Annotated in this window: 18 protein-coding genes and 1 tRNA gene; 7 read left to right on the forward strand and 12 right to left on the reverse strand. The window is 42.7% G+C overall.

What is annotated here, in order from left to right; genetic code table 11:
* Positions 1 to 366: 366 nt before the first annotated feature.
* Positions 367 to 846: a hypothetical protein gene (locus UYC_RS0108425; protein WP_016877256.1), complete on the forward strand. Its 480-nt coding sequence runs from the start codon at positions 367 to 369 to the stop codon at positions 844 to 846.
* Between the two features lie 166 nt (positions 847 to 1,012).
* Here the strand turns inward: UYC_RS0108425 and UYC_RS0108430 are convergent, their stop codons facing one another.
* On the reverse strand, positions 1,013 to 2,137 hold the full coding sequence (locus tag UYC_RS0108430) for a site-2 protease family protein (RefSeq protein ID WP_016877255.1): 1,125 nt from the start codon (positions 2,135 to 2,137) through the stop codon (positions 1,013 to 1,015).
* 320 nt (positions 2,138 to 2,457) lie between these two features.
* Between UYC_RS0108430 and UYC_RS0108435 the strand changes: the two genes are divergently transcribed.
* The 3 genes from UYC_RS0108435 to UYC_RS0108445 all read left to right on the forward strand — a co-directional run bounded on the left by UYC_RS0108435 (position 2,458) and on the right by UYC_RS0108445 (position 4,810).
* Positions 2,458 to 2,907 carry a protein tyrosine phosphatase family protein gene (locus UYC_RS0108435; protein WP_016877254.1) on the forward strand — a complete coding sequence of 150 codons (450 nt, stop codon included), beginning with the start codon at positions 2,458 to 2,460 and terminating at the stop codon, positions 2,905 to 2,907.
* Positions 2,908 to 3,021: 114 nt separating this feature from the next.
* Positions 3,022 to 4,410 (forward strand): MBL fold metallo-hydrolase, encoded by a 1,389-nt coding sequence (locus UYC_RS0108440; protein ID WP_016877253.1) that lies wholly within the window; start codon positions 3,022 to 3,024, stop codon positions 4,408 to 4,410.
* Positions 4,411 to 4,465: 55 nt separating this feature from the next.
* Entirely contained in the window at positions 4,466 to 4,810 is a 345-nt protein-coding gene (locus tag UYC_RS0108445; protein WP_016877252.1) for a four-helix bundle copper-binding protein, read from the forward strand.
* A gap of 112 nt (positions 4,811 to 4,922) precedes the next feature.
* On the opposite strand, the gene UYC_RS0108450 is transcribed toward UYC_RS0108445, so the two are convergent.
* The 4 genes from UYC_RS0108450 to UYC_RS0108465 form a co-directional block, all read right to left on the reverse strand.
* Positions 4,923 to 7,385, reverse strand: coding sequence for a CPBP family glutamic-type intramembrane protease (locus UYC_RS0108450; RefSeq protein WP_016877251.1), 2,463 nt, complete (start codon positions 7,383 to 7,385; stop codon positions 4,923 to 4,925).
* 39 nt (positions 7,386 to 7,424) lie between these two features.
* On the reverse strand, positions 7,425 to 8,186 hold the full coding sequence (locus tag UYC_RS0108455; RefSeq protein WP_016877250.1) for a Uma2 family endonuclease: 762 nt from the start codon (positions 8,184 to 8,186) through the stop codon (positions 7,425 to 7,427).
* Positions 8,187 to 8,225: 39 nt separating this feature from the next.
* On the reverse strand, positions 8,226 to 9,008 hold the full coding sequence (locus tag UYC_RS0108460) for an alpha/beta fold hydrolase (protein ID WP_016877249.1): 783 nt from the start codon (positions 9,006 to 9,008) through the stop codon (positions 8,226 to 8,228).
* A 223-nt stretch (positions 9,009 to 9,231) separates the two neighbouring features.
* Positions 9,232 to 10,152 carry an SDR family oxidoreductase gene (locus UYC_RS0108465; RefSeq protein ID WP_016877248.1) on the reverse strand — a complete coding sequence of 307 codons (921 nt, stop codon included), beginning with the start codon at positions 10,150 to 10,152 and terminating at the stop codon, positions 9,232 to 9,234.
* Positions 10,153 to 10,459: 307 nt separating this feature from the next.
* On the opposite strand from UYC_RS0108465, the gene UYC_RS0108470 reads away from it, so the two are divergent.
* Entirely contained in the window at positions 10,460 to 11,044 is a 585-nt protein-coding gene (locus tag UYC_RS0108470; protein ID WP_235083034.1) for a L,D-transpeptidase family protein, read from the forward strand.
* Positions 11,045 to 11,371: 327 nt separating this feature from the next.
* Here the strand turns inward: UYC_RS0108470 and UYC_RS38540 are convergent, their stop codons facing one another.
* Positions 11,372 to 11,533 carry an LIM domain-containing protein gene (locus UYC_RS38540; RefSeq protein WP_162138998.1) on the reverse strand — a complete coding sequence of 54 codons (162 nt, stop codon included), beginning with the start codon at positions 11,531 to 11,533 and terminating at the stop codon, positions 11,372 to 11,374.
* A gap of 244 nt (positions 11,534 to 11,777) precedes the next feature.
* On the opposite strand from UYC_RS38540, the gene UYC_RS0108485 reads away from it, so the two are divergent.
* Both UYC_RS0108485 and UYC_RS0108490 read left to right on the forward strand, forming a co-directional pair.
* Positions 11,778 to 12,047, forward strand: a complete 270-nt coding sequence (locus tag UYC_RS0108485; RefSeq protein WP_016877244.1) for a hypothetical protein — start codon at positions 11,778 to 11,780, stop codon at positions 12,045 to 12,047.
* Complete coding sequence (locus UYC_RS0108490; protein ID WP_016877243.1) at positions 12,044 to 12,472, forward strand: type II toxin-antitoxin system VapC family toxin; 429 nt, start codon at positions 12,044 to 12,046, stop codon at positions 12,470 to 12,472. Before UYC_RS0108485 ends, UYC_RS0108490 begins: the two co-directional genes overlap by 4 nt.
* Positions 12,473 to 12,504: 32 nt before the next feature.
* Here UYC_RS0108490 and UYC_RS0108495 read toward each other — a convergent pair whose 3' ends face one another.
* From UYC_RS0108495 to UYC_RS0108525, 6 genes are all read right to left on the reverse strand, one after another.
* Positions 12,505 to 12,921 (reverse strand): GNAT family N-acetyltransferase, encoded by a 417-nt coding sequence (locus UYC_RS0108495; RefSeq protein ID WP_016877242.1) that lies wholly within the window; start codon positions 12,919 to 12,921, stop codon positions 12,505 to 12,507.
* Between the two features lie 9 nt (positions 12,922 to 12,930).
* The gene (locus UYC_RS0108500) at positions 12,931 to 14,139 is read right to left on the reverse strand and encodes an aminotransferase class V-fold PLP-dependent enzyme (RefSeq protein ID WP_016877241.1); all 1,209 of its coding nucleotides are present in this window, start codon (positions 14,137 to 14,139) and stop codon (positions 12,931 to 12,933) included.
* Positions 14,140 to 14,164: 25 nt separating this feature from the next.
* Positions 14,165 to 14,236 (reverse strand) — tRNA-Asn (locus tag UYC_RS0108505).
* Positions 14,237 to 14,403: 167 nt separating this feature from the next.
* Entirely contained in the window at positions 14,404 to 14,952 is a 549-nt protein-coding gene (locus UYC_RS0108510; protein ID WP_016877240.1) for an NYN domain-containing protein, read from the reverse strand.
* 295 nt (positions 14,953 to 15,247) lie between these two features.
* Positions 15,248 to 15,925 (reverse strand): ABC transporter ATP-binding protein, encoded by a 678-nt coding sequence (locus tag UYC_RS0108520; RefSeq protein ID WP_016877238.1) that lies wholly within the window; start codon positions 15,923 to 15,925, stop codon positions 15,248 to 15,250.
* An 18-nt stretch (positions 15,926 to 15,943) separates the two neighbouring features.
* Positions 15,944 to 16,216, reverse strand: a complete 273-nt coding sequence (locus UYC_RS0108525) for a UPF0367 protein family (protein WP_016877237.1) — start codon at positions 16,214 to 16,216, stop codon at positions 15,944 to 15,946.
* Between the last annotated feature and the right edge of the window lie 424 nt (positions 16,217 to 16,640).

The following is a 16,640-nucleotide window of genomic DNA, read 5'->3' on the forward strand; positions in this document are numbered from 1 at the left end:
GGCGATTCTGTATACAGAGTACACGAAACTGGTGTAAGTTTTCGCGAATTTTATCTTCTGACACAAATCCTGTAACTACTTTCTAGCAGAAACTTTTAGGCTGGTTGCAATCAATTTCTTATTACTGCCTTATTTTTGGACTACGAGTCTCTTATTTTTCAACTGTATTATTTGAGAGCTATTAGTTCTCTACAAAATTAATTTTGACAAGTCATAGGGGTTTTATAACCTCTGATAATTTGCGTGGGGGACTATTAGTTCTCAATCTGCAAAATTGCCTATCGTTTTCTCGTGCAAATGATGACTGCTTAGTTGATGCTTATACCTCAACTTAAAGCAACCTCTACAACTTGTGAGTTTCTGAATATGAAATTTAACACTATTAAACGCACTTCAATCTTTATCGGTGCATTTGCCTTAATAATATTAGTTCGTGGCATGGTATTGGCAGAACCTGAAACTCCCAATGGCACCTCCGAGCCAACAAATGCAGAGTTTTCTGGTGCCCCAGATAGCTCTACATCAATCTTGAAGCAGTTAAATCTTTCCGATCAACAAAAGCAACAAATTTGGGAAATCCTCTCTCGCAGAAGCCGTCAAATTGAACTGGTTCTGACTCCAGCGCAACGAGCTAGACTTGAACAAGATCTGAACTCTGGGACAAGACTAGATATAGCACTGATGGATGCAAATATCAGTGATGGCCAAAAAGAGCAGGCTGCTAGTATTATTAGCAAAACTAATCAAGAAATTGCAACTGCGCTAAACCCACAACAACGCCAGCAAGTAAAAGCTTACTTAGAACAACAAAGTGCGCCAGAAATGCAAGTTCCGATCGCATATTAACAAGCACAACCCAGAAATGATGCGATCGCTTTTAGTTTGGCAATGCTATATCCGCCAAAATACCCAAAAAAAGAGTTGAGTAATTTAGTAGGTGTTGAAGCCTAAGGATTACTCAACTCTTTTTCAGAAGAATGACAATTATCCTCTAATTTTGGGATTCAAGGCATTATGCAGGGTTTGTTTGTACTCTTTTCTGGAGTAAGTTGATAATTGCAGCTTTTTCTAAAATTCCAACTAGCACGCCATTGTCACGAATCACGGCAAGTGCAGATAATTTTTGTTGTTCGAGTCGCTGCACTACTTCCAATAAAGGTTGATCGGATTTTACAGTACCGGAATCTGCAATTGGTTGCATTACTTCTCTAACTTGAGTTTCTGTCCATAATGCTGTCGGAATCGAACGCAGATTGTCAACGCTTACCGCTCCCAATAGTTGCCCGTTATCATCTGTAACTAAGAATCGACGCCAGTTCTGCCCATTTAAAACCTGCTCGTCAGCAAACTCCCTCAGGGTAAGATTAGCAGATACAACCGGGCTATCTAGAGTTACGGCATCGGCTGCGGTTAAACCTGTGAGTTGTTCCTGCACCCTTGCAAATTGAGCTGCATTACCAGCATTTTGCAGTAAAAAGAAACCGATTAATAAATTCCAGAAGTTAGCAAAGCTGCCAAATAACAGTAGTGGCACTAAACCAGAAGCGATCGCAACCCAACCAAAGATTTGTCCGACTCGGCTGGCAAAAGCAACACCCTTGTAAGGATTTCCCGTAATTTTCCATACCAAAGCTTTCAGTATATTCCCGCCATCTAAAGGCAAGCCAGGAATAAGGTTAAACAGCGCTAATGCCAAGTTAACAAAAGCTACCACACTCAGAATTGCTGCCAAGGGGCCAGTTGCAGCAGTAGCAAAACCAATGGCTGTAAAGATAGCGAACAGCAGTAAGCTAACTAAAGGCCCGGCGATCGCTACCCAGAAGGCTTCAGCTGGAGTTTCTGATTCTTTTTCTAAGCTTGCCAACCCACCAAATATAAATAATGTAATTGATTTGACATCAATTCCTTGGCGAATGGCGACAAAGCTGTGTCCTAATTCATGGGCAACAACAGAGCTAAATAAAAGTAACGCTGTCATCAATCCTAATAGCAAAGCTAATCCCCCACCCAATTGGGGGAATTGGGCACCTAGTCCACTGCTATAGCTCCAAGTTACCAAACCCAAGACTAAAAACCAGGACGGATGAATATAAAAGGGAATCCCAAAGAGGTTGCCTACGCGAATTGTGCCATTCATGGTGTTTACCTTTGATTTCAGCCACTAGAGGTTTTTTCTTTTACCTCTTGATGTTTCTATCGTAACGAAATGTTAAGCATTTTTAATCTTTGCAGCGGTAGTGTAGTCCGTCCATTGAGGTGTGGTTATGCGAATTTAGAGAATTCATGTCTTCACAAGTTCCTCATTTTATTTGTCTATAACCATATTTATAGACTCCACAAATCGTCCAAATTGGGGATTTGAGAGTTATGAGAATAAGGGTAATGAGTAATAATATTGCGAAATAACGTTAGTTTTCCTGTTTGGAGCGGTTGGAGACAACGCAGGAGTATAAAGTCATGGAAAACGTCAAAAAGATTAACGAGCAGCTAACTGTATCGGGGCAAGTAACGCCAGAACAGTTACAGCAGGCTGCACAAGAAGGATTTAGCTCAATCTTGAATCTGCGATCGCCTGATGAAAAAGGTTACTGGCATCAAGAGGAAGAGGAAGCAAAAGCATTAGGACTGAATTATATAAATATTCCCGTCAAGGTTGATAACTTAACTGAAGAACAGACAACAGAGATACTCAAGCAAATTGACGAACTCCCAAAACCAGCTTTAATCCACTGTGCTTCGGCGATGCGTGCAGGGGCAATGGCGTTGATGAATGTGGCAACCCGCCAAGGAATGACACCAGAGCAGGCATTTGGGAAAGCTGGTGAAATCGGCTTTGATTGCAGTGCTAATCCAAAGATGAAAGAGTTTTTTGAGCAATATGTCTCTAAGCACTCGAAAGCAAGCTAAAAAAAATATTTCCATAGTTTCTGAAGATAGAGGAAATGCCGCAGTAGTTGAATTATCACTATAAGAGCCGTTCTTCAGATTGATCTGCAAATAGCAGTCGGAGGAAAAAGCCCTATGGCATTAGTTTTAGAGCAAATAAACGTAGAGGGGCTAGCACACTTATCCTACCTTATTGGTGATGACAAGGCAGGTGTTGCCGCAGCCATCGATCCCCGCCGCGACGTAGATATTTATCTGCAAAGAGCGCGGGAGATGGGTGTCAGAATCACTCACATTATTGAAACCCACATCCATGCAGATTTTGTATCTGGTTCCCACGAACTGCAAGTGCGAACTAGTGCGCCCATTTACGGAGGTAAGAGTGATGCTTATCAATTCGATTTGCACCAACTCAGTGAAGGTGACGAATTGAAAATAGGTAACGTTACCCTACGCGCCTTGCACACACCAGGGCATACACCGGAACACGTTTCGTTTTTGATTTTTGATGCCAAGCAGGGTAAGGAACCATTTGGCATATTTACTGGCGATACTTTATTTAATTTAGATGTTGGCAGACCAGACTTGCTAGGTGGTGGCACTGAGAAGAAGCTGGCAGCGCAACTATATCACTCAATCTTCGACAAACTTGTGCCATTAGGCGATCGCATGGAAATTTATCCCTGCCACGGTGCTGGTTCAGCCTGCGGTAAATCGATTGGCGATCGCAGGCAAAGTACCATTGGCAACGAGAAAATATTTAACCCAGCGTTGCAAGAACGTAGCGAAGAGGAATTTGTTGAGTGGGTATTGAGGGGAATGCCAGAACCACCAAAATTCTATGCTCGTCTCAAAAAAGTCAACGCTCAAGGTGCAAAGGTGATGGGTTGCGTGCCGACTTTGCAACCACTCTCACCGCAAGAGTTTGAAAAGATGATGGCAGACAAAAATACTATCGTTATCGATACGCGTTCAATTCTTGCATTTGGTGGGGGACATATTCCAGGTGCCATCAACATCGCCTTACGAGCGGAATTTCCTAACTGGGTTGGTTGGATGATTGAACCAGAGAAAACACTGTTGCTTGTAATCGAGAGCGATCGCGACGTTAAACTAGTAACAGAACAGCTATTCAGGCTTGGCTACGATAACTTAGGCGGCTACTTGCACGATGGCATGACAAGTTGGCAAAATGCAGGCTTGCCACTAGAGCATCTGGGTGAGTGGACAGTTTATGAATTAAACAAACATAAAGAAGATCCGAATTTAACCGTGCTGGATGTGCGCAGTGATGATGAATTTCAACAGGGCAGAGTACCTGGAGCTACACATATCTACGTACCGCATCTGGAAGAACACCTGGATGAGTTAGATAAAAATAAAGCGATCGCAACTTACTGTGGCAGTGGCTATCGTGCTTCAATTGCTGCCAGTCTCTTGCAAAAACACGGTTTTGACAAAGTTATTAATGTTCCTGGCTCGTGGAATGCTTGGAAGGCTGCGGGGCTAGCAGTCGCAAGTTAGCTATCAGTCATTTAGAATCATCCACGATTGCATCTGTAATATAAGGAGAATTTCAATGCTTTTAGTTCAACAAGGATACCAATCTAGCTTCGATACTGCCATGCATTGTGCAGTAGAATGCGAACACTGCGCCAAAGCCTGCATGGGTCATCCAGACATGGTGAAATGTGCGCAAATGTGTCTCGATTGTGCCGAAGTTTGCCAAACTCTTGCGACTTACATGGTTCGTGGCTCGTACTTCATTTCCCACCTGTCACGAGCTTGTGCTGACATCTGCGAAGCTTGCTCTAAGGAATGCGAAAAGTATAACTTAGAACACTGCCAAAAATGCGCCAGAGTTTGTCGGCAGGCAGCAGAGGAGTACCGGAAGATTGCTAGCGTTGGCACAGCAAGAGTTTGATTAATATAGCAGTTCTAAATCATTCGTGAACAGCAAGATCCCCGACTTCTGGTAAGAAGTTGGGGATCTAAGTAGCTAAACACTTATAACTTTACCTATTTAATGATTTACTTTATTTTAGATGCAACCTGTGCATCCCTCCTAGAAATATCAGCCACACAACTACTACAATCCAATGGATGGTTGCGATCGCCCACAAAGAACCTGTCAGGGCATAGGCTACGGTACAGCCCAAGCCCAACAATCCTGTTAGAGTCAGAAAAATAGGGTGGTTAGAAGCGGTTGGTAATCCAAACCGTGAAAAGATTTTGCCATTTAGCGGATGGTAAAGGATAAATAGCAGCAAACTTAACGCTGCCCATAAAGCCCAATTGCCCCAGTTTACTACTTCTGTGGGGTGGGGTAGTAGCAAAACGCGGAATACCAATTCTTCACTTAAGGCTGGAAATATTAAACCACCTAATGTCACTGAGAATAGTTTAATCCAGCTCTCAGACCAGAAATTTAACTGCAAAAATCCAGAGGAAAAACCTAAGGGTAGAGCGATCGCGCCATACATTAGCAGTGTCACACCTACAACCAGCCAATCTCGAACTTCCGGAATCGCCAAAGATGCTAATACACGATTGAGAATAATAGGCATAGGTGATACTTGGGTAAAGGGTATCTTAATCTGTCCAAAGAATGGTGTGGGTGCAACAGGGATAATATCTGGATTCCATCCCCCGACTTGATTGCTTTGCAAAAACCACAGTTTCGCACCATGTTTTAAAAATAAGGCAGCAAGTTCGTCGTGTGCCTGTCGTGGCGTAGTGCTTCGCCAACTTGTCAGCCCTGCCCAAATACTAGGATCTCTAAATGGTTGTTTGCCATCATCAATTCCTGCTACAGCAGTTGCATTGCTTTCCCAGTCAGCACGAACTATACCAAGAGGCAGCAGTTCTTTTTCAAGAGACGATCCTAAAGAGACTAATTGCTGAAAGCGTAAAGTTTGACTGTCTTCGGGATGAGTTTTGAGCCACTTTTGGATGGCTGGGGTTGAACTAACTTGCTGTTTGATCGCTTTGATGGCAGCGTAGAGTGCTTGATTGGAGTCTTGAACGCAAGAAATAGCAGGTGTAACCATAGCGCTGCCCGTACCGTCACCGACTCGATAGCGAGCCATCATGATCTGCAATTGGCGGATAAATTCTTGTAGAGGTGAAAGTTTAATACCGTCAAAATTGTAGTCTTGCGTTACCGGATCAAATTTGATCAAGATATCCGTAACAGGGCGAGTCGCCAGCCATCCCCACTGTAAGTTGCCCATATAATTTGCCCAGGAGTGTGTTCCGGAAATAATTCCGTCGGGATTGTGAGCGTAAATTTGGTGATACTGGATAGCAAACTGTAACTCGTTGGTAAAGCGATCGCGAACTATTTCAACCACTCCAAAGGCAAAATGCCCAGTAACAGTACTGGGTATGCTTAACACCTCACCTTTTTTACCACCAATGCCACCAAAGATATGTAAAACAATGGCTTTATCCCCTTCATGCCATTCTGATAATGGTTGTGTGGTTTGTGGAACGACTAAAGCTTTGCGGATTTTACCTTTGTTTGCTTCTGTATTTTGCCAATTCTCATATTTGATGTAATTTATTCCTGCTTCAGTACCCCAAATTATGTCATCCGGTTGTAGTTGAAAGAGCGATCGCGGTGCTAATGCTTGAACTACGAATACATCTTTAGCATCTTTAGCACCATAAATATACCAGCCTGTCTTACCTGCGGTTGAGGCTTCAATTTGTTGTGGCGTAGATGGAGGTATATTTCGCGTATCAATTGCCTGCTGGGGAATGCGAATAATTTCTTCTGCACTATCAAAGTTACCAGAGGCAGGATTGTAATGGCGCACGCGGAAAAATTCACTGCTTCTGGGTGCTTCCGCTTTGAGGATTTTTACCAAACCATAAAACCGCCCAGTTGCCAGCACAGGTTCCTGCTCAATTTGCAGGAGTATTTGACTATCTCCCTGCTCTATAATTTCAACATGATCTAGAGTAACAATTACATCATCATTAGGTCGAAATCCCGCAAGAGATTGTAAAGCCCCCACCTTCAAACGTCCATCAAGACGAGAAGGATGAATATTCCCGGCACGTTCGCTGTCTTTGGTAGCAGGTGTAAAATTAACATCTCGCGTTACTCTTCTTACGTAAGGCTGTATCTGTTGCGTGTGCTTCCATTCCAGACGCACGACTTTGCCAATCAGATTTTTTGCTGCTGGTGGTGCGTGTTGCACTTCCAGCCACACCCAGTCTGCACCTGAGCGGATCTGTTGTACGTTAGGCAAAATTAACCTTCCTACCCAGTTGGCGATCGGTTGATAGTGCGAAGGAAGTGTTTGCTCTATGGGGTAGTATTGCGGTTGATTAAAGCTTTGGCGGGCGTGAATAGCGTAATTGCTTTCTTTTGTGTAAATTGCCTGCTGTTTTTGAGAGTGAAGAAGAAAAATAGCGATCGCGCTGACAACCACCAGTAGCAGGAAAACTCCAAATCGGAATTTTCTTTTTGTGTTCAACCTCCACGCCATTAATAATTTATCTCTCAGTACCGCAGTTAAATTTTAGCCTCACTCAATTGCATCAGGATCAACACCGAGAGAACGTAATCTTTCCTTTAACTGTTGTACCTGGGCTTCTGCTTGTTCGGCGCGTTGTCTTTCTTGTTCGGCACGTTGTCTTTCCTGCTCGGCGCGTTGTTTTTCTTGTTCAGCACGTTCTTCTGCTTGTTGTCTTGCCAAAACTTCTTGCTGCAAAGCCTGTGTAAGTTCTTCTGGGAGCAGCAACTTTTCTCCCGTATCCTCTCGATAAAACCCAATCAATTGCCCTTCAACTTGTAACCGCAACTGCAATGGTTCGCTGCGGTTATCTTCGATGGGTTCGTAGGTTCCCCGGTGCAGACGATAGCCGCGTAACTGCTCTTGCAACCACTCGCCTTTGGGATCAAATAACCAGTATTCCTTTACACCTAATTGTTCGTAAAGAGTCTTTTTAAACACCTCATCTTGCTCTTTTGTTCCTGGGGAAGTCATTTCAAAAATGACACTAGGAACTTGACCTTCTTCCCAGATTTTATAATTATCCCGACCGCCTGGGGAAACATCAAAAATTACCATCACATCGGGGGCAACTCGCAACTTGGGAAAACCTTGAGAATAATAGAGAAATTGATTTGCCAATACAGTTGCTTGACGCCCTGCTAAATATTGTTTCAAAACTTCCAGAGTAGTCAGCAAAGCATAAAGGTGATCGTAAGTTTCCGCCACTGGTTCACCATCAGCACTGGGGTAAAAGGGTTCTGTTTGGGAAGCAACAGGTAAAGTGGCTGTCATAGTTATAAAGTCAGCACTACTGATATATCTTACCCCTCTTTAATTTTGAGATTCAATTTCATTAATAAAATCAAACACTAAATTGGTAAATCTTTCCACAAACCAGATGCTCCACTCGTGGTAAACTCCATCCACAATTATCAGTTGAGAACCTTTAATTAGTTGTGAAAATTCTTGTGCAGCTTTTAATGGGGTTGTGAGGTCATTTGCTCCCCATAAAAGTAGACAGGGGGATTGAATTTGCGGCAAAAGTGTTTTTAAATCTTTTTCTAACGAGAGCATTAAAGCTTTGATAGTATTTTGACTTCTAAACAATAAATTGTAGGAAAAAGCTTGAAAAATCTGTAGAACTTGGGGAAATTTCATTTGCGGAGTTTGAGCAGTCATTTCTATAGCCCTTTGAGCTAGTACCAAGGGTACAGGCTCGACAGGAATACCTGTGCTATCTACTAATATTAGACTTTTGACTAGATTTAGCTTTAATGCTGCTAATGTCGCAGCTATGCCACCTCCTAGTGAATGCCCAATCACATGAACTTTTCTAATATTTAATTCTTGCAAAAATTCAATTAAAATTTGAGCATAATTTTGATAATTCCAATCCTCAACAGAACCACTTGACTTACCAAATCCTGGTAAATAAGGTGCTATTAAATGATGGCGATCGCATAAACTATTTAAAACTTCTTGATAAGGATCGATACCGACAGCCCAGCCATGTATGAAAAGTATTGGGGTAGAATTATTAGCTATTCCTCCCTCTAAATAAAAGATACTTTGCTCCTGAACGTGAACTTGTTTTTCTGTGAATTTATAACTCACTTAATTACCCTTTTGCAACTTAAAAATTTTAGTAATTGTTAATAGATATGACTTAATGCCTTTATCCTTCTTTAGTTAGAGTAATGTTAGCTTTGTCACTATTGCAAAGACCCTCAGATGGATATATCCACTTACCAAAGTAGTAATTTATTTGGTGACACTAAAAAACGCGCACCTTGCTGTAACAGTTCGATGCGCGATCGCTTCAACAAATATTACTAATCTAAAAACTCCAAGAGCGTGCCTGCTCGCTAAAATCACCTTCTATCTTGTCGTAACCTTGAATTGGTTCATAAAGATTATCCGGCGCGGTTTCTGATTTTGGTTCATTTGTGCGCTGCCCACTAAAAGCAGTACGCACCATATAAGCATCAACCGCACTTGGCGAAATTCGTTGCGCCGCAAGGATTGCCTTGCCAGCATCACCAACAACAACATCGCGTTTTGGACGTTCAGCAGCTTCAACAATAGCTTTAGCAACCAAGCTAGGTTGGTAAACTGGCGGTACTCCCATCGGCTTGACTCCCAATTTGGTACGCGCCTTATTAAACAAGGGTGTATTGATAGAAGCTGGCATGATATTCGTAACGCTAATAGGTAGCTTCTCATGCATCAACTCAACGCGCAGAGATTCTAAAAAGCCATCTACACCGTGTTTTGATGCAGCGTAGGCACTTTGCAATGGTAGACTGCGCCTTGCCTCTATCGACGTCACATGAATCAACGCCCCACGCCCTTCCCGCTTGAGATGGGGTAACGCTGCCATCGCACCATACACCTGCCCCATCAAATTAACATCTATAACGCGCTTAAATTCCTCTGGTGTTGTCACCTCAAAAGCAGCATATAGTTCCACAGCGGCATTATGTACCCAAGTATCGAGACGCCCGTATTGCTCGACAGCTCGATCTGCGATCGCTTTGACTTGCTCAAATACCGTTACATCAGCGACTACGGCAGTAGCTTCACCACCCATTTTCTGGATTTCTTCCACTAAAGACTCTAATCCTGGCTGGCTGCGGGCGGCAACTACCACCTTTGCGCCTCGATTCGCAAACTGCAAAGCTGCATTTCGCCCAATACCACTAGAAGCCCCAACTACGGCGACAACTTGCTGATTGATTGGCTTAAGCTGTATTTGCATTACTCCTGCTCCTGCAAAATTACTCCTACCAATCCAATAAGTCAGAGCAAAGGCGGTGGTTCATCAGTCGCAGGGTTAATCAATACAATTGTTCTTCTACTACCTGTTATCTGGGAACTAGGGATCGGTGATTGGGGATTGGGAATTGGGCAAGCTTAAAATTTATCAGACACATACATTTTATGATGCTAAAACTATGACCAAATTTTTTCCTGGAATTAATTGGAATAGGAAAAAAATACTAACAATTTTATTATTGTCCATAAGTGGCTGTGTATTTTACTTACTTCTGGTTAAATTAAAGTTGATGTTTCCACTAACAGAACTTCCGGAAGTATTGTGTTTTAAAGGTTGTTCAGCAAGACAAAAGCTTCATACACCTCCAGCAGGAAATCAGTTGCTAAATTATGACAAACCGATTGAAAAGTTAGCTGGAGCAACATACGATAAACAAAAATTTTCTCTTTTAATTGAAAAATCTAAACATAGGTTGACACTTTACTACGATCTAAAACCGCTGAAATCTTACGCAGTCGTTTTTGGAAGTAACCCCAAGGGTGATAAATACAGAGAGGGTGACAAAAAAACTCCAGAGGGTATTCTGCACATCCGTAATTTATACTCTCACCCTCAATGGTCAAAATTTCTATGGCTTGACTATCCCAATCCCGACTCTTGGAGAAAGCATTTTCAGGCAAAGTTAACAGGCAAACTTGCTTGGCATATTCCTATTGGTGGTGAGATTGGTATTCATGGTGTTCCCCAAGGAGCAGATGAAATCGTTGATCAGCGCACAAATTGGACTTTGGGTTGCCCTTCCCTAAAGAACAAAGATGTGGATGAATTGTATCAGTGGGTGCAGGTAGGTACGGTTGTTGAGATTGTTCCCTAAGTTTGCGTGACTCGTTCCTTGCCAGAGGCAAGGAATGCAGGTTTTTGAGCCTCCGCCTCCCAGATTTACCAGAGGTAGAACCTCTAAAATTGCGTTCCCAGGCTCCAGCCTGGGAACGAGAGTACGAAGCTTAAAGACTCGGTGACGAAGTTCAAACACTCGGCGACGAAGCTCAAAGACTCGTTGACGAAGTTCAAAGACTCGATGACGAAGCTCAAAGACTCGTTGACGAAGCTCAAAGACTCGACGATGAAGCTCAAAGACTCGTTGACGAAGTTCAAAGACTCGACGATGAAGCTCAAAGACTCGACGATGAAGCTCAAAGACTCAATGACGAGGTTCTGATACTCGCGCACGAGTTTTCATACCTATCCCCGCAATACTTTTTGCAGCAAATCCTTTACCTGTTCCCAAGTCATACCAATTTGAAAAATGATTGCGACAGATGGAAATCTGGAACGCTGATTCAATAAATGTTTCAAAATCCAAAATGGTATCACCTCAACCATCGCCACTGCCACCAGCGATGATTTGTTAAAAGGTGAACAGCGTATTCTCCCAGTTTTTTGCGTGAAGATATCACCAGCATCAAGGTGCTGTCATCCATTAGCGATCGCAAGCTGTTATAAAAGTTGTTATCAAATATGTAACTCGCTCTTGCTGCGAACTCACCTGAGATGAATAAAACTTGGGTTGTAGGATATGAATAAAGCTATTTTGCCTGGTAAAGCTTATGAACACGCAACTGGTAGAAGCTCTAGCGCAAATTATCCAGTCTCTATCTCAAGAGGAAAGAGCACTTTTAGAAGAAAAACTCAAAAAATTAGATGGGCGAGCAGCCTTTGAAAGGCTAATCGAGTTGGGGGACAAAATCAACGCTCGTCGTGGCGGTAAACCATTTGATCCACCGCTAGAAGACTATATCCGACAAACCAGAGAGGAACGCAACGAACAGCATGATGAACTGATACGTAATTGCTTTCCAAAGTCTGAGGTGAAATGACAATAGATACAGTTTGTGTTGATGCAAACTTAGTTGTGCTTTTGTTATCTAAAAGTACGTTAGCGTTGCGGGTTAGGGAATTGTGGAATCAGTGGTTAGATCTGAACTATACAATAGTGGCACCAACGTTAATTTACTTTGAACTCAGCAATGCCTTACATCGCTCTGTTATTGCAGGACAAATCTTACCAGAAGAAGCAGATCAAACTTTGGTAGAGGCAATGAATTTGAATATTAGGCTCTATGGTGATGCAGAGTTACACCAACAAGCCCTTATTTTAGCGAGAAATCTCAGACTACCCGCTACTTACGATGCCCATTATCTCGCCCTTGCTCAAAGATTAGAATGCCAGTTTTGGACGGCAGATAGGCGGCTGGTTAACTCTGTGCAAGCAACATTACAGTGGGTAAACTTGGCATCATAAAACTATTTTTGATGTTGCACGTGTCATTTTCATCAATGTTCTTTTCCTGCATAGATCCACAATGCTTCGGTTTTTCCCGCTCGCTCAAATCCACACTTTTGATAAAAGTCGATCGCCTGTTTGTCTGCAACTAGAATTTGTTGGTGAAAATCTTGATAGCGAGACATTAAAATTGTCATAATTTGTCTGCCTATACCTCGCTTTTGGTACTCTGGCAAAACTAATAAATGAGGATAGTAAACGACTAAAAAACCATCAGAAATAGCGTTTCCAAGTCCGACTAATTTATTCTTATCCCATGCCGAAACTAAAGAGTGGGAATTTGTTAGGGCGTTGTAGAGTTGCTCCGGCTTGTCGGCTGAAGACCAGTGATTTGCCTTGTACAATGTCAGGATGCTGTGCAAATCAATATCACGGCTTTCTTTATAGGTGATTTTTGTTAGCTCCATATTTTCTATTTACCTTTGTAGAAGTTGCGCGATCGCTCTCCCTAAATACTCATACTCCTCAATCGTGTTGTAAATCTGCGCTGAAATCCTCACTAGTAATTTTGGTGTTTCCTGCCAAGGAACTATTTGCACCTGGATATTAAACCTATCAAATAATTCATCGCGTACAGAGATAAAATTCCGGTTTTCCAAGGCAGCAGGCATCGGTATAACCGCCATTGAGCCGATCGTATCATCAGGGCAGGGTGGCAATACTTCCAACGCTTCACAAAGTAGCTTTCTCGCTTCCAACACGAGTTGATGGTTGCGCTGCCTCAATTCATCCCAACCACCCGGTAGCAGCGCTCCCAGAAATGCGATCGCTTCTGGTACGCACATATATGCTGTGGGATCGTCTGTTCCCATCCAATCAAATTCCAATTGAAAGCAACTTTTATCGGTACGCGGTGAGTTAGCACCGTGGCTGATTGTCAATGGACGAATTTCTGACTGTTTATCCCGCCGCACATACAAAAATGCTGCTCCCTTTGGCGCACACAGCCATTTATGGCAATTCCCCGTGTAATAAGTCGCATTAATTTCTCGCAAGTTTAGAGCTAACATTCCGGGTGCATGAGCGCCATCTATAAGCGTATCTACACCCCGCTCCTGCAATTCTTGTACCAGTTGCTGTAGGGGAAAAATTAACCCAGTTTGACTCGTCACATGATCCAACAGTGCCAGCCGTGTTTTTGATGAAACTCGCTCTAGAATTGCCTCGAAAATCTGTTGTGACGACTCAAGCGGGAAAGGAACTTTGGCAACAACCACCCGCGCCCCCGTGCGACTGGCAATAAAATCTAGAGCATTGCGGCAAGCGTTGTACTCGTGGTTAGTAGTGAGTATTTCGTCTTCGGGATGGAAGACAAGAGAACGCAACACCGAATTTACACCAGTAGTTGCATTCGGAACAAACACTAAATCTTCAGCATCAGCACCCACAAATGTCGCTAATTTACTTCTGGCTTCATCTATCAGCGGTTCCCATTCCCTAGTAAAAAATCGTAGTGGTTCTTGTTCTAATTGCGATCGCAACCGTTCTTGAACTGCTAACACTGCTTTTGGACAAGCCCCAAAAGAACCATGATTGAGAAACGTGACTTTTTGGTCAAGCAACCACAAATCTCTAAAGTGTGAAGGCTTAAGGCTGAAGCATGAAACTTTTTCTTTATCCTTCATCCTTTGACCTTTATCTTTTGTTTAACTCCCCAGGCAGGATTCGAACCTGCGACCAATCGGTTAACAGCCGACCGCTCTACCACTGAGCTACTGAGGAACGCCGCGATTTCTTATATTAGTGCCAAAAAAAATAAATAGCAAGTACTTTAAAAAAAATTTTGGAAAAATGTTTGAATAGCAGTTTAACTCTATGATTCGCAGTGCTGATTAGCTCTGAACCTAGCTCAAGAGTTCTTTAGAATTAAATAGTATGTCTGAACCTACTCATAATCCCATTCTCAGTTCAGCCAGACGTTGCCGAGCCTTGGCATCGATAGAATTAGCTAAAAATCTACCGTTAGATTTTTTGCGTGGTTGATACTTTTGCCGCGCTCGACAAACAGTAGCTTGTACCTCATAACACAGCTGTTGTGCTGACATCCATTCAGCGCCGTACCCCTGTACTACTAATTGTTGTGCGCGATCTGATGTTGCAACAATCATACGAGCAGACAAAGCTTGAGCCAGCGAAGAACGAACAGATGCACAGACTTTTTCTATATATGTGTCTGCTGTCTGCCCGAAATCAGTATAATGAACAGATAGAAGCTCAGTGATAGTTTCTTTATTGCTACAGGAGTTTTGATATTGGGCATCAAAGATAATTTGCGTATTGTAGCCCACAAAAGCACTGTAACCGATCAAAGTTTCCACCAGTTCCCAACGTGCTGCTTCTAATCCAGCAGTGTCACGAGTCTTTTTAAGGCAAGACCAAGCACCAATTATGTTGTAGCCGTCTACAAGCAAAACGGCTGTAGATGAGGAACGAGGCATGGTTTTGAATCACAATTTTCTAAAGTTAACAAAATTCATTCATAACTTTTATAGTAATTCAACCATCCCTTGTAACACTATGTTACATAAGCAAAAAAGTGCTCGCTCTACAAATAGTTGCTCAAAAAAGGGGCTAGGGAAGAAGACGCGGAGGCAGGGAGACAGGGAGACAAGGGGACAAGAGAGCAGGGGGCAGGGGGCAGAGGGAAGTATTGAAGAAGAATACAGAATTCAGAATATTCTGCCTTCTGACTTCTATTTAGATAAACCACTAACCCCTAGCCCCTAGTCCCTTCTACGAACTTTCTTTATCCAACTGCATCAATCGTTGTTTGAGACGTTGAGCTTCTCCTTTATCTATCAATGAGCCTCTCTCTAATAAAAAAGCACCGTCACAGTAATCTAACTCGTCAAGACGATGTGTGACCCAAAGAGCGGTGATACCTCGACTTTTGACTAACTTGCGGACACCGGCCACCAATTCTAACTGGCTATCTGGATCGAGTAATGCAGTCGGCTCATCTAGTAGTAAAACTGCACAGTGACGAGCTAAGGCACCAGCGATCGCTATCCGCTGTTTTTGTCCTCCGCTCAAGGCGTATATAGGGCGTCGTTGCAATCCCAGTAAATTTACTGCTGCTAAAGCTTCCTCAACTCTAGCTCTCACAGCAGCTGGTGGTAATTTTTCTTCCACCAGCCCAAAAGCCACATCACCACCAACGGTAGGCATCACCAGTTGATGATCGGGATTTTGGAAAACAAAACCAACGGGATGCAAAATTCCTATTTCGCCAGATTGAGGAGCCAATAGCCCTGCCAGCAGCCTGAGCAATGTTGATTTCCCACTGCCATTTGTACCCAAAAGCATCCAGAATTCTCCTTTAGGTACTTCTAAAGAACAAGCTTTGATCGCTTTTTCACCTGATGGCCAACTGAAGTTTAAATCTTGTACCTTGATGCCCGGTTCCGCCATTTCTACACCACCAGCACCTTACTCAGAGGCTAGGGCAAAGAAACCAGGTGGTCTTCCACTACCAGTGGCTACACCATCCCTCTGTGAAACCTGCACCCCTGAAATTTCACTGGCACGGACAGCGATTTTTTTCTCTGTCTTGCCCTCACACTTGAGTTCCACAATCTCTGGCTTGCCAGAACTCATCGCCGCCAGAATTAGCTGATAAACAGCTTCAGCATCCTCTGTTGTCTTACGCTGCACAGAGATTGGGAAAGGGGTGTTCTTTACGGTTAAATCAATGGTAAACATCTAGCCTTAATTTAATTTAACTTTTGGTCTAATTCTAACTTTAGCAAGCTGAATCTCAGTGGTGAGTGGAAAGCTTTGCCGATGGTAAACACTTTAACCCAGGTAGCCACATAGAGGTCATTATCCAGTTTAATGGCGTGGATAGTTAGAATTTTTGTACTCAGTTTGGCAGTTGTACCTTATGATTCACAGCTAATTCTGTAAATTTTCTTGATGGGTATTTGGTTGAAAGTACGTTCAAAGATTAAGTTAAGTTAAAAAAAAACTGGAAAAATTAGCGAAGAACACTTAATATGATTAGAAGAAGTAAAAATTTGTAAATTGGATTGACAATCCAGTTTATCGTCTGTCTATAGGCAGTCAAAAGATGGCAGTCTATATATAGAGGAAAAACCTGTACTTATAAAATTTGGAGATTTGTTCC

The organism is Chlorogloeopsis fritschii PCC 6912 (genome assembly GCF_000317285.1).
Classification (GTDB): domain Bacteria; phylum Cyanobacteriota; class Cyanobacteriia; order Cyanobacteriales; family Nostocaceae; genus Chlorogloeopsis; species Chlorogloeopsis fritschii.